Origin of the sequence: Kosakonia sp. AG348 (genome assembly GCF_003337365.1) — a bacterium.
Classification (GTDB): Bacteria; Pseudomonadota; Gammaproteobacteria; order Enterobacterales; family Enterobacteriaceae; genus Kosakonia.
On record NZ_QPJR01000006.1, the window covers coordinates 88,117 to 109,276 of the forward strand.

A 21,160-nucleotide genomic window follows, 5' to 3' on the forward strand; every position below is an offset into this window, starting at 1 on the left:
CGCTTTTGCCCTGTTGCATTGTCCGTTTTTATTCACAGAATAGAGCGCTACCCGAAGCCGGAAAGACACAACCGGCACTGTATGGACTTTATGAGGTAGCCCGATGCACACCGCTTTTTCTTCCCCGTCTTCTGCCCCTGCGGCACCGTTAATGCCGGTTTCTGATGCTGTTCAGGAGCGCTTTTTACGCCTGCCCGAAGTGATGCATTTATGCGGCCTGTCGCGCTCGACCATTTACGACCTCATCAGCCGCAACGCCTTTCCACAGCAGGTGTCTCTCGGTGGTAAAAATGTCGCCTGGCTGCACAGTGAAATTACCGCCTGGATGACTGCGCGAATCTCCGACCGTAACCGGGGCTGTGACGCATGATGATGCCCGGTCTGCAAAAACAGCCTTTCCCTGGCTTGCTTCTTTTGTCAGTTTCCAGGTATAGTTTTCCCGCTGTCGCAAAATCGGCAGCCGGAATTGGCGTTCCGCGTAACTTATTGGCGACACAACACGCGCCAGGCGTGTTTTTTTATGTCGTGGCTCAGACACACCCATTCCCCGGGCTGTGGTGTTTATGCGTACACCATAGTTTCGTTCAGGTAATGGCAGTCCGGGCGGGGCAGCCTTCGGGCTGGCCGGTTTCCAATAAGGCCGGTTACGCCAACCCCGTTCGGGCTGCCACCAGTGAAATTGGCGTTTCCGGTGGTAGCAATAACCGCTACTTATTGGAGGCTGCCATCATGGCTACTATCCTCACCCCGTCACACCCGCAGTTCGTCTTTGTTTTTGCCGCCGTCCGTCGTGCAGACCGGACACCCCGTATCCGTATGCTACGCACCGTGGCCGGTGATGAACACGCCGCACGCCGTTCCCTCGTTCGCGATTACGTCCTGTCGTTTGCCGCCCGCCTGCCGGTTGCGGAGGTACTCGCGTGAAAGAACTGACCCTGACCATCACCCACACTGACCTCCGGCACCTTGAACACCTGCGTAATGTCGGCCAGTTCGTCGGGAATATGCTGATATCGCAGGATGTGTCCGGTGCCTGCCAGTCACCGGAACAGCATTTACAGCTCGCCTCCGTCATTCACCTGATGACCGCCCGGCTTGATGATGTGGTCGAACGCTGCAACCGGCGCTGGCTCACTGAGGAGGTTCGCGCATGAAACAGCCATTACCGCCCGCATTACGCGCCGCGCTTTACCGCCGCGCGGTCGCCTGTGCCTGGCTCACCCTGTGCACACATCAGCACCGTTATCCGCATCTCACCCTCGATGCGCTGGAATCCGCCATCGCTGCCGAGCTGGAGGGCTTCTATCTGCGCCAGCACGGCGAGGAAAAAGGCCGCCAGATTGCCTGTGCGCTGCTGGAAGATTTGATGGAAGCCGGGCCGCTTAAGGCCGCTCCGTCACTGTCCTTTCTGGGACTCGCGGTGATGGATGAGCTTTGCGCCCGCCATATCAAAAAGCCTGTGCTGCACTGAGGGAGAAAAAACCAATGAAAATGAACGTAACGGAAACCGTGAAACAGGCATGCGGGCACTGGCCGCGCATTCTCCCGGCGCTGGGGGTGAAGGTCATTAAAAACCGGCATCAGCCCTGCCCGGTGTGTGGCGGCGCTGACCGCTTCCGTTTTGACGATAAAGAGGGACGCGGGACGTGGTTCTGCAACCAGTGCGGCGCGGGTGACGGCCTGAGCCTGGTTGAAAAGGCGCTGGGCGTGACGGTCAGCGAAGCCGCCGACCGGGTGAACGCCCTAACCGGCAGCCTGCCGCCGGTTGCCCCGGCGGTGATTGCTGCTGATATGGCAGAAACCGAAGCCAGCCGCAGGGAGGCCGCCGCGCTGGCGGGCAGTCTGCTGGCGAAAAGCCGTTCAGCCTCCGGTAACGCCTATCTGACCCGCAAGGGCTTTCCCGGTCACGAATGCCTTACGCTCACCACCACGCATAAAACCGGTGGCGTGACCTACCGCGCCGGGGATGTGGTTGTCCCGCTGTATGACGACACCGGCGCACTGGTTAACGTCCAGCTTATTAACGCTGACGGCGACAAGCGCACCCTGAAAGGCGGCCAGGTGAAGGGAGCCTATCACCTTATCAACGGTGAAAAACAGGCGGGGAAACGCCTGTGGATAGCCGAAGGGTACGCCACGGCGCTGACCGTTCATCACCTGACCGGGGAAACCGTGATGGTGGCGCTGTCATCCGTGAACCTGCTTTCTCTGGCGAGCCTTGCCCGCCGCCAGCATCCGGGCTGTCAGATTGTCCTCGCGGCTGACCGTGACCTGAACGGCGGCGGTCAGACAAAAGCCGCTGTGGCCGCTGAGGCCTGCGCCGGTTTGGTTGCCCTGCCGCCGGTGTTCGGTGACTGGAATGATGCGTTTATGCAGCAGGGCGAGGAGGCCACGCGCCGGGCGATTTACGATGCCATTAAGCCACCGGTCGCCAGCCCGTTTGACACCATGAGCGAGGCGGAATTTACCGCCATGAGCACCAGTGAGAAGGCGATGCGGGTGAATGAGCACTACGGCGAGGCGCTGGCGGTTGACCCGAACGGCCAGCTCCTTTCCCGCTATGAAGCCGGAGCCTGGAAAGTGATTTCCCCGGCTGACTTCTCCCGCGATGTGGCGGCACTCTTTCAGCGCCTGCGCGCGCCTTTCTCGTCAGGGAAAATTGCGTCGGTGGTGGAGACCCTGAAACTGATTGTGCCGCAACAGGGCGCTCCGGCGCGGCGGCTGATTGGCTTCCGTAACGGGGTGCTCGATACCCAGAGCGGCATATTCAGCCCGCACCAAAAATCTCACTGGCTGCGCACCCTGTGCGAGGTGGATTTCACCCCACCGGTGGCGGGCGAAACGCTGGAAACGCATGCACCGCATTTCTGGTGCTGGCTCGACCGCGCCGCCGGTGGTAATGCCTCAAAACACGACGTGATACTCGCTGCCCTGTTTATGGTGCTGGCGAACCGGTACGACTGGCAGCTCTTTCTCGAAGTCACCGGTCCGGGTGGTAGTGGTAAAAGTATTCTGGCCGAAATCGCCACCCTGCTCGCCGGGGGGGATAACGCCACATCAGCCGATATCGACACACTGGAAGACCCGCGCAAGCGTGCATCCCTGATTGGCTTCTCGCTCATCCGTCTGCCTGACCAGGAGAAATGGAGCGGTGACGGTGCGGGGCTCAAGGCCATCACCGGCGGCGATGCGGTGTCAGTTGACCCGAAATACCGGGATGCCTATTCAACACACATTCCGGCGGTGATTCTGGCCGTGAACAATAACCCGATGCGCTTCACCGACCGCAGCGGCGGCGTGTCCCGTCGCCGGGTTATCCTGCACTTCCCGGAACAGATTGCCCCGGAGGAGCGCGACCCGCACCTGAAGGATAAAATCGCCCGCGAGCTGGCCGTCATTGTGCGCCAGCTTATGCAGCGGTTCAGCGACCCGATGACCGCCCGCACGCTGCTCCAGTCACAGCAGAACTCTGACGAGGCACTGAGCATCAAGCGCGATGCTGACCCGACGTTTGATTTTTGTGGCTATCTGGAGGCATTACCGCAGACTAACGGCATGTTTATGGGAAATGCGAATATTGTTCCCCGCCAGCCCCGCAACTATCTCTATCATGCTTATCTGGTCTATATGGAGGCGCAGGGGTACAAAAATGTGCTAAGTCTGAAAATGTTTGGGCTTGGGTTGCCGGTGATGCTCAAAGAATACGGACTCAATTACGAAAAGCGCCATACTAAACAGGGGACGCAGACCAACCTGACACTGAAAGAGGAAAGCAACGGCGACTGGCTGCCGAAGTGCGACGAACCCGCAGTGCCATAGTCCACCTCAGACCGGCACCCGCCGGTCTTTTTAATTCAATGCCATAACAATAAATGTCATTCTTATGAGGATTAATATATGATTATATGTAATAAGCACTATAATCTTTCATATATAGCATTAAACCATTTTATAGTCTCACCAGCAGCATCTCTTGCATTAAGCATTTCATAAGTCATTTTTGCTGTAGCAAATTTGTTGATTTTCTTCTTGGCATTACTCTCGTTATAAGTTGTTAAGTGTGAAACTTCTGTAGAGACGTCAGTCATATCGTCTATGTTTATTTCAATATTAAATACGGCCCGGATGGCATCTGGATGCAAATAATTTTCCATTTCCCTTTTAGTAGTCATGAATGCAATGGAACCGTCTTTCCTGTCGTTCACGGATTTATATTCCTTTTGATATTGAGGAGGTGTGGATATATCTCGGTCGTATATGTGAACTTCTGGTTTTTTTAGCGTCTTCAGATAATTATTGTTAACCCAGTCTTTGAGGGTATGCCCACCCATAGGGATGAAAACTATGCGTGGGTCATTAAGCATATCTGGAATGTTCGCAATGCCATGATCGAGATAAACCTTTCCAATGTTTTTTAAGAAATTTATATCATTTGGCCCTTCAACACAAACTAAAACAGATGCTCTACTATCGGGGTAAACTCCCAAGTCGTTTGCAATATTTCTAAGTGTCTCATTGTTACCATTTTTAATCTCCAGACCATTATCAAGGGTTCTAATTATGTGACGTAATGATTCCGTTGGTATTTTTTCTACAAGAGCTGGTACGTGCGTTGTAATTAATACCTGGCATTTCTCTGAGTTGGCTAGTTCTTGAAATGCTTCTATGAGTAGTCGTTGATTAGTTGGATGCTGGGATGTTTCTGGCTCTTCAATAGCATAGATAATACCTTTGTCAGGGAATTCATTTTGTAATCGCTCTGCTTCTGCTTTGAAAAAGCTAATTAGAACTAGCCGCCTAACACCGCTTCCACGCTTATTAATGGCGATACCTCTATCATCCTCAAGTGTAAGCTTGAAAATATTTTCCCATTTAGGTTCAACCTTAAACTGAGGAATTAATCCGGCCGCAAGATTAGGAGATATATCATGCAAGTGTTTGATTGTGTTTTTAGCTACTGCAACAGCATGTTCTTTTACATTTTCTTTAATTGATTCAAGTTGATCCTCAATCTTTTGTAATGCTGATTGCACTGCTGATTTCATTGGGTCTTGCACTTCAGACTCTTCATCCGTACTAGGTCTGTCAGCTCGAAATAATGCAAAGTGAGGTAGTTTGTCATATATTTTTTCACAAATCACCTTACCTTCTTCAGAATTCAGTTTGACGAAACTATCCTTAAGTTTCAGGTCTCCCAACTTTTTGTAGATCTCTTGCCTCAAACTTACATTAGATCTTTTATCAGCTTCATCTACCCCAATTGATGCTGCGATAATTTTAAGCTCATCATTTTTTTTATTAAGTAGTGATTTAGCTCCCTTTGCAGAGGGGGCCATGCATTTTGCTTGAACGCTTCCTGTTCCTTTTCCTTTTGCGAATACTTTATAGATTTCTAACAGACCATTATCGTTTAATAGATATTCATCTCTTAGGTTAGTTATAGATGTCGCATCTAAAACTATTGGTATTTCAACGCCTGAAAAAATACAGCCAATTGCAACATCATCACTTTCCTTACTATCAACACATTTATCTGCCGCATCATACTTGCATAACTTATGGTCAAAGAAGACTCCGAGAGCCTCTAAGATAGTTGTTTTACCTACATCATTGCGGCCAACTAGGGCCGTTAGAGAGTTAATGTCAATTATGTGCTCGCCGTAATAGCCGCGAAAATTTTTTAATATTAGTTTTTCAAGTTTCATAATGACTACCTTTTGTTCTTAAGAGCTGAGTGCGGTCAATTAAAAATTGCTATAACATATTAAAGGTATTTCATGTTAATAAAACTCTTTGCATTGTTGTTGAGATAGATCACACATTTAAAAGATTATGTTAAAAATTTTTCTGCACTTAACTTTGTGATGGGTAATATGTTTTTTTTATAAATGTCTTATCAGACATGCCATCTGCCAATATCAAAAGAACAAGTAAAGAGCAGCATGAAAATTCTCTTTACCTGAAAATAATCATTTAAGAACAACCTTATCCTCAATTTTTATTACTTACTATTTATTTCAATTAAAGGACATAAGAATAATGAAGATGAGCCAAGTGAACAATGAATCAGTAAAAATTTTATCCACCCTCCCGGTAACAACATCAGTCTGCCTGCTGCAAACAGAGAGACTGGTACTTAGCCAAGGTGAAGAGTCGACTGTTCACTCTTCACCTACTTATCACCACTTATCCCAATGATATTTAAAATAAAAATCATGAGGTGAATAGTGTGAACAGTTATAAGATAAAAAAGAATTTATTGAGGTTTTTCCTAGAACGAAAAATGAACTCTACCGGCGATGCGTATAGGTATGTGTATAGTTTTATTTTTCGATATTATTTTTTCTTTTAAAATCAAATTGTTGATTTTTATTATTGGTTCCTATTATCGCACCACCTTTTCTAATAAAATTATATTGTTAATGTAGTATTGTTTTACTTTTTTAATACGAATGTGCATTTATGTGCGTTGTGCGTGTGGCAAAACTGTGGCAAAGCTCTTGTAAGTATCCCGCTAAAACGAGCCATTCATTTTAGAGATCTTCCGACGTACTGATTATGTCCCTTGAGGAGATCACCATGCGTAAAACCCGATTCACCGAACACCAGAGCATTGCCGTTTTGAAATCCGTCTAAGCCGTACGTACCGTGAAGGATGTCTGCCGTGAAGCCGGTATTTCCGAAGCCAACTATTACAACTGGAAAGCGAAGTTCGGCGGTATGAAAGCCTGTGATATCAAAAAGATGAAAGATCTGGAGGAATAGAACCGCCGTCTGAAACAGATGTTTGCCGATCTCAGCCTTGAGTATCTGGCGTTAAAAGACGTCATTGTAAAAGGCTTTAAAACCAGCGATAAAACGTGAGCTCGTCAGTTATCTGACTACACAATTTGCCATGAGCTTACGTCAGGCATGCAGGACGGTGTATTTTTATCAGCCGGACACACGCCGTGATGAAACAGTGATCAGTATGTTGACTGAAGCGGCTGAGCGTTATCCGCGCTACGGGTTTAAGAAGCTTTTTTAGGTCCTGCGCATACAGGAATATGGCTGGAATCATAAAAGGTTCACCGGATTTACTGCCTGCTGAAACTGAATTTTCGTCGTAAGAGCAAACAACGTCTGCTGGTGCGCAAGCCGGTTCCACTGGCAACGCCGGAAGCGCTAAACCAAAGCTGGTCCATCGATTTTTTGCACGACGCGATGGTCTGCGGCAGACGCTTCCGTACCTTCAATGTGGTGGATGATTTTAACCGCGCTGGGCATCGTAATTGACCTGAATATCCCGGCACAGCGGGTAGTCCGGGTACTGGACAGGATGGTGGCAAACCCGGGTTATCTGCTGGATCTGAGGATGGACAATGGCCCGGAGCTGGTCTCACTGGTGCTGGCACAGTGGGCGGAAGAGCACGGAGTGATGCTGGGATTTATCAAATCGGGAAAACCAACACGGAATGCCTTCATCGAACGGTTTAACCGGACGTACCGGACAGAAATACTGGATTTTTACCTGTTCAGGACACTGAATGAAGCACAGGAAATAACAGAGCGCTGGCTGACGGAATATAATAGCGAGCGACCTCATGAATCCCTGAATAACCTGACATCGGAAGAGTACAGGCTAATGGCTGTAAAACCGGAAATCTTGAAAAGTGCGTGGAACTAAAACGGACGTGCTTACAGTAAATGCGGTATACCCGCTTGTGATTGACGTGAAGACCCTCCCTACGCAGTAACTGCCAGATGCGGCCGATAACCAAGCCTTCTGTGTTCAAGCGCCAGCTCAGTGATACATACGCCATAATAAATGTGCATTAGCATATGGTTGCTGAGTGTCATAACGGCAGATCGACAGGGACAAACCTGTATGCCTGCAGGAGCGACGTTGTGACAGAACGGTCGCATCACATATCAACACCACGGCTTCCCGCTTCTGGTCTGTCGTCAGTACTTTCGGCCCAGAGCCACCTGTAGTGCCTCCTTATCCAGCATGGCTTCGGCGAGCAGCTTCCTGAGGCAGGCGTTCTCTTCTTCAAGTGACTTAAGCCTTTTTACTTCAGGTACTTCCATGCCACCAAACTTCTTACGCCACGTATAAAACGTGGCGTCGGAGATGGCGTACTTACGGCAAAGTTCGCGGACGGAAACACCCGCCTCGGCTTCGCGAAGAATATTGATGATCTGTTCGTCGGAAAAACGCTTTTTCATGGGGTTGTCCTCATGTTGCTGATGAAGACATTACTAACATCGTCGTGTGTTAATCAATGGGGAGCAGGTCAAAACCATAATACAATCCCCAATGTTCAATGACCATGCATCTTATTTCCCGATCAATAGTGAATGGTAAATAAGAATCACCATTTTTTAAACTATGACATCCTGTTTAATGGTTACACTGTAATCACTGTCAATACTCTAGGGTATATATTTCATGCCGGATTTGGAGTCCTTTTTAATAACGGGCTAAGCAACCTGTTTATAAACATATCCAACCCGGTAAAAAACATTAATGCTAAATATACAAGTGACTATTTTCTTTCTGTAAAATACTTGGCACGTCCATATCCGTACCGCGCGTAGATTGTTGGCCTACTTACCTTAAAAAAGATCGGGGGTTTTCAGAAGGTTTCGCGCATGGAATGTAATTAACAAAGCAGTACCGGGGATACTAAGGCAGGGCAGTTAGCTGTTATGCAAACAGAAGGTGTCGCTGATGCCGATCTAGTAATTATAGCAGCCGGTACAAATGACAGGCAGGGTCAGACAGACTACGCAGCTTTCAGATCAAGCCTATCAGCAATGATTAATATCTGTGTCACTGCCTGGAAACCAAAAACAGTGATCCTGCGCAAATTTGATATCTGATATATCCAAGGGTAGGCTGAAACTGGTCAGGAGCAAGCATCTGCAAACAACGATAAAGCATCCAAGTATCGCAATATCTTATCCTGGGCGGTTGCAGCAACAGGAACTAATCTTCTTGATTCACGGAGATTAAGGGGCCAATTGCCGCCTGTTATGTGAACCCAGCTCTGTATGTAAATATGGTTGGAAAAGGTAATTGTTTTCTGTACGACAATATTCACCCTACAACCATGGCTACAAAGGTCATTGTCTGAGCTGTGGCGTAATCAATTATGGGGGCTTCAATTGCTCGTAAAAATAAATCTTCTAGCATGTGAACCCCAATCGCATGAGCAATTAACTCAAGCGACAAGCCTGTAAGAGTAGACGTGTCTGAAGGAGTGATCGTTTCTCTTTCTGGAATCGTATTAAAATCGACAAGAGCAGTCACAGCAGGTGCCCAGATACTTCAACCCCCACGAAATATTGCACCTCATTTGACATGCAGTTTCCTGTATATGCCGATATTGCCGGTGTTAGCTTACTGGTTCTTCCGACTGGTGAGGTTAAAATTTATGGAGCCCCAACCTCAACAAACGTTGTAGGGGTATCTGGTCTTTCATGGACTCTGAAGACATTAAATAAAGGCCACTGCTGTGACCTATTTTTTATGCAATTTTCTCATCTATTGGTAACTGAGATGGTTTATTTTTCAGCAAGTTATTGATCAGCTTAACTGATGGCTTTTCAATAAAAACATAGCTCGTATAACCAACGGCAAGTCCGCATGCAGCCCATATAACCAGGCTAAGAAAGTGCGGTAATTGCTGTAACATCCCGGAATACTCAAACCACGAAAGCATGCTCTGGAACGTTAACTGATGCCACAAATACAAGGAGAAGGATATATTTCCAAGGAAAAGTAGCGGCTTACCAAAGAGGAATCTTTTCTCACGTTCAGCAACTACTGCACCATAAATCATCATTGCAGATGGAAGGGTAAGCGTAAGGGTTCTGTGCCATGGGTCCCAGTTTGCAAGGTTTATATTTACACAACACATAACAGCAAATAGAACTCCTCCTGCAAAAAGTATTTCCTTCCCAAAGTGGGTTGAAAATTTTTCGCAAATAAAGGCAACAACGCATCCTGAGCAGAACTGAATAATCTGTGGGTTAAGAGGAACATACCCTGCAAGATTTTTGTCATATGTATTTGTGGATGCAATAGCTATGATTTCTATGAAAATCCATATAAATAGTGCATGCCAGAATCTCTTTCCAGACAAAATAAGCAGACACAGTACTAGATAAAAAAACATCTCATAAACTAAAGTCCATGCCACCATTACCTTATAGTTATATGTGTAGGTAAGTGTCAGCAATGAGATGGCCGATGCTTTCGGAATCCAGTCAGGAGCAAGCCATACAAATGGGAGAAAAACAGATGCAACACCGAAAACAGCCCAGTATGCTGGATATATTCTAAAAATTCGTTTTGCCATAAAATTGATGGCTGAGTGTTTTGTATTTCCTGCGCCCGCTGCTTTTGCAGCCGCCAGCGTAACTACAAATCCGGATATAACAAAGAATATATCCACACCAGCAGGGCCGAAAACGTAAATGGTTTTTTCTAACCATTCTGGGGCCATGCCTTGCCTGGTGCTAGTGAGATGAACGAAAAAGACAATGATTGAAGCAATGCCACGCATTGCCTGGATATTATTGAAAAACATTATCGCCCCTTTCCGATAATTTTATTGGTCACTCTGTGGACTTTTTCTTTTGTCTCAGGAACGTTCTCATATTCTCCATGCAACCAGATTCCAAAATAAACGATATCAAGCAATGCTCGAGGCATAATCAGCCTGAGATTTCTGAATGATGATACAAAGACGATGAGCGCCCTTATTATTAACAAATTAAGGATCAGAAAACTGTTGAACATAGGTTTTGAGCCATGCATGCCGTTGACCTTTTAAGATGAATCCCATCGTAACACGAAAGAAGCGACATACATAAGACAACCTTGGTGGTTTGATCAAAATTTGATCTTCTTGTCCCTGTTTTATTCTGTATATATATACAGCAATTATGAGTTGCTTAGGTGCCCTATACCGGGTACAGCAGATATTCACACAGCCTTTGTTACCGCAGTACAGCTAAACTCTAAAGGTTACCAGTACTTGCGCACCGCAGACTTCATCCGTGAGCTTAATGCGCGCAACTGGCATTTCAGCGAGCGTGAGGCTAATGCGTGGATAGAACGAAATCAGCTTGACTTCATCGATAAGACTCCGGACTTTTGCGAGAAGCGTTACTTGGTTCTGCGAAACATGGGAGGGTTATCTAAAGGGTTTAGTGTCACCGGCTACAGACCAGGCAGAGCTGACACTGATGAACGACAGAATTTATCATATTGACGCAAACTCCGGGTAATTGAAACAGGCACTGGTTATGTAATTAGCGACATAACCAATGCCAACAGACGGTGAGACTGTGTTTGTAATGTTCGACGGGCGCGAGCAGCTTGCTAAGTGAATGGGCGGGGCGCTGATAAAGGAAGATAGCGGGGCTTCGAGAGTTAAGCGCTGGACCGCGCTACTGTGCACGGTGTATTGACATTCACAATTAACCGAGCCTATTAGGATGGTTGCGCTATTAAGGCAAAAATTAGCGCAAGATGACGGATGCCGCCTTGCGCTAATTCTCTGGTGTGCAATTTTTGTGTCGCACACGGTTTTATATGTACCGGCAACTTAATTCATGTGCCATCGTCTTAAGTAGTGTGAATGTGGTAATGTCATTACAAAACAGATGGTTAAGTGAAATCCTACTAATTCGTAATGCGAAGGTCGTAGGTTCGACTCCTATTATAGGCACCACCTTCCCTTCAAAATTAACCAGTTACGATTCATTGATTTTGCTTTGTCCGACCCGGCATTTTTCCGTGTTGAGCATGCAAGACGTAACGCGACGTCGCGTCATATCATACCTCGCTTCATTGTCGATACTTCATTTATGGCAATAACAACAGGCTGGATTAAATAATCCGGCGCTGCATATCTCGTGAAGCTGACAGAACGTAAATCGGAAATATCTCACCCTCTCCCGTTAAAGATATATTTTGTATTTAGCAGGACCTTATACATGGTGCGCGCAAATAAAATTTGTGGCGTGTATATTAATGACCGGTTCATAACATCATGCACGCATGTTGAATTTATCGCCATTTTATTGATAGGGATGATCGTGATGAGAAAACTTATAGCTCTATTGTCTATTTCGATTTTAAGTGGATGCGCTCAACAACCACTCGTAACGGTAAATGCGTTATCTTCAGGCCAGAGTGTAGGGAAGCGCTTCATCATCCTGCCAGCCAGTCAGGCGCTCTATGACGCTAACCAGATTGAATACAATCAAATTGCCGCAGTAGTTTCTGCATCGCTGACACGTCAGGGATATATACAAGTTAACGAGCCGGAAAAAGCCGATCAGGGAATATTATTAGGATTTGCAAGAAGTGGGGCGGTGACCAGCACAAGGAATGTCACTGTGCCGATCTATGGCCAGACCGGTATTAGTTCAGCGACGACATACGGAAATGCCAATACCACATATAACTATCTCGGTGGCGGTAACTTAACGTCGAACACTACAGGCAGCGCAACGACGGTCTACACACCGACCTATGGAATTACCGGGGCATATGACACAACAGTTACCAATACATCATATGGAACAGCGGTAGCACTCAATGCATACGATGCTAAGGTATATCTGAAAAGTAACCGCGTAAATCTGCTGTGGAAGTCAAGTGCGGCCCTCGTATCTTCCAGAGCTGACAGTATTGCCGATTACAGAGGTCTGGCATTAATTGCGGCTAATTATGCCAATATGAATACTAACGGTGATACCCATTTGAGAATCGATCCACGTAATCCCACTCAGTAATTTAAGCGGGGTGTGATAAATACGATGGAAATTAACACCCCAGACCAATTAAAAAAGACAGTGCTATTGAGATGAGTCGACCTTTCAACATTCCCTCCCTGATATTCACGCTACGGAAAATAGCGTTTTACCCATAAAAAAAGCGCCCGCAGGCGCTTAGAGTGTGTTGTTCGACAACGGCAGACTTATTTGGTCAGTTCAGCCGTCATATGAACATTATTATTAGTGTTGGCTTCAATGATTTTATATGAAGCGCCTGCCTGCTGTGCTTTGGCAGCAATTAAGGATTCCGCCTCGTCAAGCGTGGACGCCGTGGCGGTTACGCTCTGAGCGAAAGCGCCAAATGAGAGGACGGAAAGCACAGTAGCGACAGCAAGTGAATTGATGGTTTTCATAATGTTATTCCTTAAATTTTTATTTGTGCTGGGCGATAACGCCCGATTCAACATCTGTTGTGAATGCCGGTTTTATGCGGCAGCGTTTATTTGTAAATCACCGCGGTGCCGTGCAGGGTGTTCGGGCCGGTCACGGAAGTAATACGGAACGATTTCGCGCCCATTTCATCGGCTTTCTGCGCCAGTTCGCTTTGCAAAGAGGAGAGATTGGTGCCGGCATTGGCAGAAATCACGCCCACTTTTTGTTGGTCAGCCGGAGTGGACTGCACTTCGACGGCGGCTACGCTTGCGAAAGAGAGGGAACTAAGTACAGCGACGGCGATCATAGATTTGATGGTTTTCATAATTTTGCCTTCTGAATCTGGATTTGTGTGAGGTCGTAAGTATTAACTTAACGATCGATAGGTAAATCATAAATGTGATCTGTATCACTCGTCAATACTATTTTTATAATGATCGTTTAAATAATTTAAAATAACTTATTATTCAAATGGATATGTCATGTATTTTTTCGAAAAAATTTCCGCTGGTCAGCCGCTTTGTAATGTTTTTATAATGATTATTAACTAAATTGATGTGAACGAGGGAGGAACAATGGCAACCGACGTCACATGCTGTACGAGAAAAGGTCGCGGACGGCCAAAAATTTTCGATCGGGACGCAATGCTGGATAAAGCGATGATGCTGTTCTGGCAGCAGGGTTATGAAGCCACATCGCTGGCAGACCTGGTTGAAGCCACTGGCGCAAAAGCACCGACGCTGTATGCGGAATTTAATAATAAAGAGGGATTGTTCAGAGCCGCGCTTGATCGCTATATGGCTCGCTTTTCCGCTAAACACCGGGCAGCGCTTTTCTGCGAAGAGAAAACGGTTGAGCAGGCGCTGCGCGATTATCTGCACGCGCTAGCCAGTTGTTTTGCCGGTAGTGATACTCCGGCAGGCTGCTTTTTAATCAACACTTCTGCCACGGTTTCCGCTTCATCGGAACCGATAGCGGATTCTATCCGGGAACGGCAAACGGCTCAGGAGCAAACGCTGCTGGCTTTTTTGCTGCAACGCCAGTTGCGTGGTGAGATCCCGTCGCAAACAGATGTGCAAACCACCGCGCTTTTTTTAAGCTGTATTATTCATGGCATGTCGGTCAGTGCGCGCGGAGGTGCCAGTCTGGATAAACTGCAGCAGATTATCGACACGACGCTGCGGTTGTGGCCGGTATTAATTCAACGAGAGTCGTGATACATCTTCAATGCTTATTTGAAGGCTCTTTTGCGTGCATATCTCACAGTAACATATGGGTTTTGGTAAGGAAATTACTCAGAAATAGATGCGAATTTTAATCATTTTTTTTGGTGGTGTTAGTCATATTATTTGGTGATAAATTAATCATGCCAGGTCCATCACCAATATTATTGTAACCTCATGAAGCGATGTTCTCATTTTAGTAGCGTTTGCCAGTTTCTTTTTTCTCCTGAATGTTTATGTGAAGTTCTGGTTGCTGTTATCTGGAGTATTTAAGGGTGCATTTAAGATTTTGATTTTGGCATTACTTTCTTATTTTTTATCTTAATAATATATTTTATATTTTTTGTGTTGAAGGCCAGTGATAGGCTCTTGGTCTGAAAAATGCATTTTCATTTGTACAATGAATCGGCAATTTATCAGCGTTGTTTGTTTTTTAATGTTTTAGGCTGGATGTTATCAATCATTATTAATCGCTTTTTATTGTTAGCGATGGTGATTGTTAATAGTGATGTATACGATTTTTTAATATTTCAAACCATATTATTCGGATGACAGAATGAAGCGTAATTTACTCTCTATTCCTTTTATTCTTGCGCTCGGCATGGGAAATGCCATGGCTGTAGATACAACAGCGCAGGCGGTTGCAACCTGGGCTGCCACAGCAAAAAAAGACACGACCAGTAAGCTTGTCGTAACACCGCTAGGCTCTTTGTCCTTTCAGTATGCTGAAGGGATTAAAGGATTTAATGAACAAAAAGGACTCTTTGATGTGGCGATTGAAGGCGACACTTCTGCACAAGAATTTAAACTTACTTCCCGTCTGGTTGCCAATACGCTGACACAGCTTGATGGTTCTGGATCAACACTCGACGTTGGTGTGAAATATTTGGGGGCAGCTCTGGATAAAACTACACCTACTGTCATGATTGATACTTCTGCAGGCATTCAGGGGGGAAATCTTAGCGCATTGTCTAATAACTTTGCCCAGGCCGGACGTACCACGGCCCAGGACGATTTTACGTTTTCTATTATTGGTGCCACATCTGATGGCACCACTCCAGAAACAGACCTTAACCAGCTACCTGAAGGGATTTGGAGTGGTGATGTTAGTGTTCAATTTGATGCAACCTGGACCAGTTGACTCTTGACAATATAAATCGGGGAGGCTTTAACGTTTCCCCTTTTTAATATTAAAGGTGTTTCATGAGGAATGTTTTTATACTTTTCTTTGCCTTTTTAGTGTTTAATTTTTCTGCTCGTGCTCTGGATGTTGGAGATATTTCTACTTTTATCAGCAGTGATCGTTCTGTTACGAGTAAGGAAATTAAAAATACAACGACTACCGGACGTTTAGTTAACGTTCGTATCGAAAAAGTATCATCTCCACTTGATGATGGTGTAACGCTCCCGATGGATAATGAAAACGAGCTATTACTTACGCCAGGAAGTTTATTAATGCCTGCGAACAGTAAGGAAGTTATTCGTTTTTTTTACCACGGGCCACAGGATGATAAAGAAAGATATTATCGTATTGTTTGGCTTGATCAGGCTTTAAGCGATGCTACGGAGAATGGATCGAAGCGAAATGCCGTCGCGACTGCGTCTGCTCGTATCAGTACGATCCTGGTGGTAGTCCCACGTAAGGTGAATTTTTCACATCATTATCGTGATGGGAAAATTATTAATAATGGTAATGCAACTCTCCGCGTAATTGCTTATGGTCCATGTCAGAAAATTGAAGATGGAGAGAGTTGTCGTGAAAATTATTATGTGATGCCGGGTAAATCCCGCATCTTTTCCCGGGTGAATGTCGCGAATAAAAAAGGACACGTTGCTCTATGGCAGTCCGATCAATTCGTACCGATTAAATAACTTTTTTTGCGGGGCGATTTGTGGCTTTTCCAGTAATGAAAATTCGATTAAAGGAATTAATCACGTGCAGTACATTATTTTTTTTGGGTGTGGCTAATTCGACCGCTGGAAGTACATCAAAAATTAAACAGATCGCAGGTATTATTATTCCTGAGGCTTTTACCCTGGCACTGCGCGACGGTATGAAAATTCCTCTCTTTTTACACCTGAATGGCACAGAGGGAACGCGTAGCGATCAACGCGTGGGAAATGCTTCGGTTTGGCTGGATGATTACCAATTACGAGTTGGACAGATTCAGCTCGAAGATCACGAGGGAAATGCCACTCTGAACAAAAATACGCAGCAAAAACTGATTGCGATAACAGAGGTCAAGTTTGACGAGCAACTCAAAGTTGCGGTAACCAGCGACGCCTGGCTTCAGTTAAACCTCCATCAGCTACGGCTGCAACTAATTGTCAATAAGGAAGCTATGGGGATGGTATTGCATTCTCGCAGCGAAGATATTGGTGGATCAAGCACAGACGCAGTGAGCGGTACTTTGAACTATAACCTGGGTGTTTATAACAACCAGATGCGTGCAGGTGGTAGCAGTACCTCTAACTTTCTCTCGTATCGTAACGTGACATCATTACGGGAACACCATATTGCGGTTGATGGCTCGCTCTATGGTATCGGTACGTCTAATAGGCAGAGCGCTTTATATAAATTTATGTATGAACGCGACTTTGCCGGTCATCGCTTTGCCGCCGGGATGCTGGATGCCTGGAATATTCAGTCGCTTGGCCCCATTACCGGGATCGCCGCTGGAAAAATTTATGGAGTGTCCTGGGGAAATCAGGCACAGTCCACCGTTTTTGATAATGCCCAATCAGCCACGCCTGTTATTGTCTTTCTGCCAGCTGCGGGTGAGGTTCATATCTACCGTGAAGGGAAGCTGCTTAGCGTACAGAATTTCGGCATGGGGAACCATGAAGTCGATACGCGTGGATTGCCATACGGTATTTATGACGTCAATGTCGAAATTGTGGTCAATGGGCGAATTACCAGTAAAACGACACAGCGTGTGAACAAAATTTTTTCACGCTACCGAAGCACAGGGATGCCGCTACGCTGGCAGTTTTGGGGCGGGAGAATATTGATGGATGCACATCAATTTCGTTCCCGTTCTGAAAAAAAAGACGGCCGTAAAGCAAGCATGTTGGTAGGGGCCTCATTATCCGGCAGCGCTGGCACCCTGGGGTGGTCAGCATCGGGTTACAGTTATAACGGACTCACAATTGGTGAAACACAGCTCTCCTGGCCTGTTACTGATAAATTATCGCTGAACTTACAAAATATGGTGGCAAGCGATCGCTCATGGAGCAGTATTTACAGTGTTAATGCCACATTACCGGGTGGTTTTTCTTCTCTCTGGCTTAGCCAGGAAAAAACAATGACCGGCAATACATTACGCCATAGCGATGCGAATAACCGGGCTATTGGCGGCTCAATCAATCTGAATGCTTTATGGTCAAAGTTGGGCGTATTGAGTGGTAGTTATAACGAAGATCTTCTTTATGGAAATCACTATTACACAGGTGATTATTCTCAGACGATCTTCACTGGCTCGCTGGGTACACTTGGCTTGCGTGCCGGGATACAGCGTTACCAGAATGGCTATCGCGATAATGGAACTGAAAAATATATAGCACTGGATTTATCTTTGCCGCTGGGTAATTGGTTGCGTGCAGGTATGGCCCATCAAAATGGTAACACTATGGCGAACCTGTCTGCGCAAAAACAATTTTATGATGGTGTTATTCGTGGGGTGGGAGCCGATCTTTCTCGCGCAATAAGTAGCCGTGCAGGGGATGATAAAACCCTTAATGGAGGTGTATGGACAAACTATGAAACCCGTTTTTCTTCCGGAACGCTAAATATCAATCGCGGTGTCGATGGATATATCAACACTAACCTGTCAGCCAACGGCAGTTTTGGCTGGCAAGGGGATGAAATTGCGCTTAGCGGTAAAGATGATGGTGATTCAGGTGTTATATTGCGGACTGATATGGAAAATGATGGGAAATTAATTGCTAAAATTAATGGTCGAAATTTTCAGTTGACGGGAAAACAAAATTATATTCCGCTGCATCCCTACAGTCGCTATGAAATTGAAATTATGAATAGCCAAGATTCATTAGATAGCTATGATATTTCTGCGGGTAAGAAAAGTAAGCTCACGTTATACCCCGGCAACGTTGCTATTGTGAGGCCGGAAGTCAAGCAAATGGTGACGGTTTTTGGCTGAATTCGTGCTGAAGATGGCTCATTGCTTACCCATGCTCGTATCAGTAATCATATTGGGCGTACCAATACCGATGAACACGGCGAGTTTATTATGGATATTGATAAAAAATATCCAGTCATTGATTTCCAATACGGAAGCGATGAAAGCTGCGAAATTGCTCTCGAACTCAGTAACGTACGTGGTGCTGTTTGGGTTGGGGATGTGATTTGTCAGGGATTGAAATCATATGTCAGCACTCTACGGCCAGGTACGAAAAATGCAGGGTAATCTTCTAAGGCTATTAATTCTTTTCATGGCTGCTATGTTTATCTGTCGCGGTGAAGCGGCGGTAAACAAAACGGTATGGGGCGATGCTGCAACACGCGAATACGTTTTTGTCGAAAATGATACCGATGATAACTATTTTGTGACGCCTGCGGGAGTTCTGGATCCAAGAATGACGGGCTCAAATCGTTGGACCGGGCTGAAATATAATGGTTCGGGCACAATATATCAACAGAGTCTTGGCTATATTGATAACGGTTACAATACGCCTCTTAATCACGGCTGGCATTTTGATATGTGGATTGAAAATAGCCCCATTTCGTACCCTTTATTGGGATTACGATGTATTAACTGGTATTCAGGCTGCGATATGACAACCAGCTTAATTCCGCCAATATTAACGGATGCGGATGGTTTTTATGGTGTCACTGTCCCGGCGGGTGGAACGACCTGGATGCATGGGATGATGTCTGACACTTTATATGAGTATCTGCGCCAGATGCCTGTTGGGGATAACTTTTCAATGACCATCAACACATGCCAAACTGATGTTAATTACTCACCTGGGGCGGGTGAGCGCTGTGTACAAATGTCAAGTGGGCAATGGTACGTGCGTAAAGTTTCTTTCACCAAAGGCGCACATCTTAAATTCTTAAATACCAACTCGCTTTCGGAAGTATTTATCAATAGTGATGGTATGCCAACAATTGGGGAGGGGAATTCTGACTGTAAGCTGCAGGTTATTGGTTCACGTTCCGGGTTGGTTTGTAAAATGTTGAATTATACCTTACTAACTAATGGCGTGAATAATACTTCCATTCGTATTTTTCCCTCAGTTAATCACGCAGCATTGTCGGCAGCGATTGGTACTTATGATATGCAATTCAGTCTCAATGGACAGGATTGGAAAGGGGTCAGCGGTACCACTTATGCCTATAATTTTAATGACTTGAAAAATTCCAATTCTGTCTACCTTTTTTTATCAAATAATTTTTTCAAACAAATGGTGAATCTGGGGATAAGTGATATAAATAGTCGGGATCTTTTTAATTTCCGTTTCCGTAATACTGTTGCGCTGGAATCCGGGTGGTATGAGATGTCTACATCTGGCCAGCTAATAATAAAACCGCGCGATTTTAGCGTAAGTATTATCTCAAAAGATTTTTCACAAGCACCATATCGACAGGGCTTGGTAGGTAGTGGCAAGCCATCGCTGGATTTTGAATATATCGTAACTACCAATGGGAAAACGTCCGCTGATGAAGTGTTTGCGAGTGTAGCGGGTCCAGGACAGTCAATTAATGGGCGGCCATACTGCATTTTTTCGTCCAGTGATGGGCAAACAAAAGTGCCATTTCCTGCTTCGTTGTCTTTTTTGAATCAGTCCGGTGCGTCAGTAGCCTATGACGTCGGGTGCGATGATTCTATATGGCATGACATCACCAGCGCACTGTGGCTCTCCACACCATGGTACGACCCTGCGCTAGGCTCCGGCGTAATGAATAAAACCAATTTAACATTCTCAATCAATATGGATGCCCCTGAATCTCAAAAGACTATCGCTGGTGATGATTGGTTCGGTGAGGTCAGCGCATCAGGAGAAATCCGCGTGAAGGCTATATGGCATTGATATTAAAGATTCTTCTTTGCTTTTGTCTCTTACCGGGACTATCCGCAACATCAAACGCTATTTCCGTCGGACATCTGACTTTTTCCATGGCGGCAGATAAAAAAATGATTAGCAAATATGTGGTTAATAATAATGAACAAGCGCGCCTGTATCGTATTTCGATTACAGCCATTGACCGTCCCGGCGAGCATGAGATCCGTCATAGCTTAACAGACGGCCAGCTTTTGTTTTCACCACGCCAGATCACATTACAACCGGGCGAAGGTAATTTTTTTAAATTTTACTATCGGGGACCTCAAGACAATATTGAGCGTTACTATCGTGTGGCATTTGCTGAAATCCCACCACAAAATCGTCTCATACGAAGTGGTAAAAGCAACGCCGTTAGCATAATGCCGGTTATCGTGCTGGAGACGATTTTGGTCGTCCGACCCCGACAAGTAAATTTCAAATGGGATTATGACTCATAAACTGGCGTCGTAAAAAACAGTGGTAACACATGGTTTAAGCTACTGGCGAAACCACATTGTGAAACAAAAGAAGAAGACAGCGAGGCATGGTATCTGCGTCCTGGCGAAAGCGTACGTCATGATTCGCTGCGAGGTATAGGAGGCAAGTTCATCATCTACAACGATAAGTTTATTAATATTACTGATGACTGCCGCTAAGCCACC

The 21,160-nt window shown here is 45.7% G+C and carries 15 protein-coding genes and 4 pseudogenes; 13 read left to right on the forward strand and 6 right to left on the reverse strand.

Translation table 11 applies throughout. The features are described from left to right. The first annotated feature begins 103 nt into the window (after window positions 1-103). Genes DFO56_RS15625 through DFO56_RS15645 form a run of 5 tightly spaced genes read left to right on the forward strand, consistent with a single transcriptional unit; the run spans window position 104 to window position 3,819 of the window. On the forward strand, window positions 104-370 hold the full coding sequence (locus DFO56_RS15625; RefSeq protein WP_045509398.1) for an AlpA family transcriptional regulator: 267 nt from the start codon (window positions 104-106) through the stop codon (window positions 368-370). Further along, window positions 367-924 (forward strand): host cell division inhibitor Icd-like protein, encoded by a 558-nt coding sequence (locus DFO56_RS15630; protein ID WP_045509394.1) that lies wholly within the window; start codon window positions 367-369, stop codon window positions 922-924. Before DFO56_RS15625 ends, DFO56_RS15630 begins: the two co-directional genes overlap by 4 nt. After that, window positions 921-1,154 (forward strand): hypothetical protein, encoded by a 234-nt coding sequence (locus tag DFO56_RS15635; protein WP_045509392.1) that lies wholly within the window; start codon window positions 921-923, stop codon window positions 1,152-1,154. The genes DFO56_RS15630 and DFO56_RS15635 overlap by 4 nt, the downstream gene beginning before the upstream one ends. Next, window positions 1,151-1,471 carry a DUF5375 domain-containing protein gene (locus tag DFO56_RS15640; RefSeq protein WP_045509389.1) on the forward strand — a complete coding sequence of 107 codons (321 nt, stop codon included), beginning with the start codon at window positions 1,151-1,153 and terminating at the stop codon, window positions 1,469-1,471. Before DFO56_RS15635 ends, DFO56_RS15640 begins: the two co-directional genes overlap by 4 nt. A gap of 14 nt (window positions 1,472-1,485) precedes the next feature. After that, window positions 1,486-3,819 carry a primase-helicase zinc-binding domain-containing protein gene (locus DFO56_RS15645; protein ID WP_045509386.1) on the forward strand — a complete coding sequence of 778 codons (2,334 nt, stop codon included), beginning with the start codon at window positions 1,486-1,488 and terminating at the stop codon, window positions 3,817-3,819. A gap of 98 nt (window positions 3,820-3,917) precedes the next feature. On the opposite strand, the gene DFO56_RS15650 is transcribed toward DFO56_RS15645, so the two are convergent. After that, a complete protein-coding gene (locus DFO56_RS15650) occupies window positions 3,918-5,705 on the reverse strand; it encodes an ATP-binding protein (protein ID WP_045509384.1) in 1,788 nt (595 codons plus the stop codon). Window positions 5,706-6,579: 874 nt separating this feature from the next. On the opposite strand from DFO56_RS15650, the pseudogene DFO56_RS15655 reads away from it, so the two are divergent. After that, window positions 6,580-7,666 (forward strand): annotated as a pseudogene (locus DFO56_RS15655) (IS3 family transposase). Here the strand turns inward: DFO56_RS15655 and DFO56_RS15660 are convergent. From DFO56_RS15660 to DFO56_RS15665, 3 genes and pseudogenes are all read right to left on the reverse strand, one after another. Continuing rightward, window positions 7,602-8,208 (reverse strand): annotated as a pseudogene (locus tag DFO56_RS15660) (transposase); the annotation flags it as partial. The pseudogenes DFO56_RS15655 and DFO56_RS15660 overlap by 65 nt on opposite strands. Before the next feature lie 874 nt (window positions 8,209-9,082). Further along, window positions 9,083-9,295 carry a hypothetical protein gene (locus DFO56_RS24630; RefSeq protein ID WP_147271680.1) on the reverse strand — a complete coding sequence of 71 codons (213 nt, stop codon included), beginning with the start codon at window positions 9,293-9,295 and terminating at the stop codon, window positions 9,083-9,085. A gap of 217 nt (window positions 9,296-9,512) precedes the next feature. After that, a complete protein-coding gene (locus DFO56_RS15665; RefSeq protein ID WP_052679800.1) occupies window positions 9,513-10,577 on the reverse strand; it encodes an acyltransferase in 1,065 nt (354 codons plus the stop codon). Window positions 10,578-11,991: 1,414 nt separating this feature from the next. Here DFO56_RS15665 and DFO56_RS15680 point away from each other — a divergent pair. After that, window positions 11,992-12,795, forward strand: coding sequence for a hypothetical protein (locus tag DFO56_RS15680; RefSeq protein WP_082071771.1), 804 nt, complete (start codon window positions 11,992-11,994; stop codon window positions 12,793-12,795). Between the two features lie 185 nt (window positions 12,796-12,980). Here the strand turns inward: DFO56_RS15680 and DFO56_RS15685 are convergent, their stop codons facing one another. Together DFO56_RS15685 and bhsA are read right to left on the reverse strand one after the other, a co-directional pair. Then, complete coding sequence (locus tag DFO56_RS15685; RefSeq protein ID WP_017458785.1) at window positions 12,981-13,190, reverse strand: DUF1471 domain-containing protein; 210 nt, start codon at window positions 13,188-13,190, stop codon at window positions 12,981-12,983. Between the two features lie 86 nt (window positions 13,191-13,276). Then, a complete protein-coding gene (gene bhsA, locus DFO56_RS15690) occupies window positions 13,277-13,534 on the reverse strand; it encodes a multiple stress resistance protein BhsA (RefSeq protein ID WP_045509374.1) in 258 nt (85 codons plus the stop codon). 250 nt (window positions 13,535-13,784) lie between these two features. Between bhsA and DFO56_RS15695 the strand changes: the two genes are divergently transcribed. The 6 genes and pseudogenes from DFO56_RS15695 (at window position 13,785) to DFO56_RS15720 (ending at window position 21,154) form a co-directional block, all read left to right on the forward strand. Beyond that, window positions 13,785-14,426, forward strand: coding sequence for a TetR/AcrR family transcriptional regulator (locus tag DFO56_RS15695; RefSeq protein ID WP_045509372.1), 642 nt, complete (start codon window positions 13,785-13,787; stop codon window positions 14,424-14,426). 562 nt (window positions 14,427-14,988) lie between these two features. Beyond that, window positions 14,989-15,573 carry a common pilus major fimbrillin subunit EcpA gene (locus DFO56_RS15700; RefSeq protein ID WP_045509370.1) on the forward strand — a complete coding sequence of 195 codons (585 nt, stop codon included), beginning with the start codon at window positions 14,989-14,991 and terminating at the stop codon, window positions 15,571-15,573. A 62-nt stretch (window positions 15,574-15,635) separates the two neighbouring features. Beyond that, complete coding sequence (locus DFO56_RS15705; protein WP_045509367.1) at window positions 15,636-16,304, forward strand: hypothetical protein; 669 nt, start codon at window positions 15,636-15,638, stop codon at window positions 16,302-16,304. A 35-nt stretch (window positions 16,305-16,339) separates the two neighbouring features. Continuing rightward, window positions 16,340-18,859 (forward strand): annotated as a pseudogene (locus DFO56_RS15710) (TcfC E-set like domain-containing protein). After that, the gene (locus DFO56_RS15715; RefSeq protein ID WP_045509365.1) at window positions 18,849-20,486 is read left to right on the forward strand and encodes a hypothetical protein; all 1,638 of its coding nucleotides are present in this window, start codon (window positions 18,849-18,851) and stop codon (window positions 20,484-20,486) included. Before DFO56_RS15710 ends, DFO56_RS15715 begins: the two are co-directional and overlap by 11 nt. Further along, a pseudogene (locus tag DFO56_RS15720) lies at window positions 20,477-21,154 on the forward strand (molecular chaperone). The gene DFO56_RS15715 and the pseudogene DFO56_RS15720 overlap by 10 nt, the downstream one beginning before the upstream one ends. The last annotated feature ends 6 nt before the right edge of the window (window positions 21,155-21,160 follow it).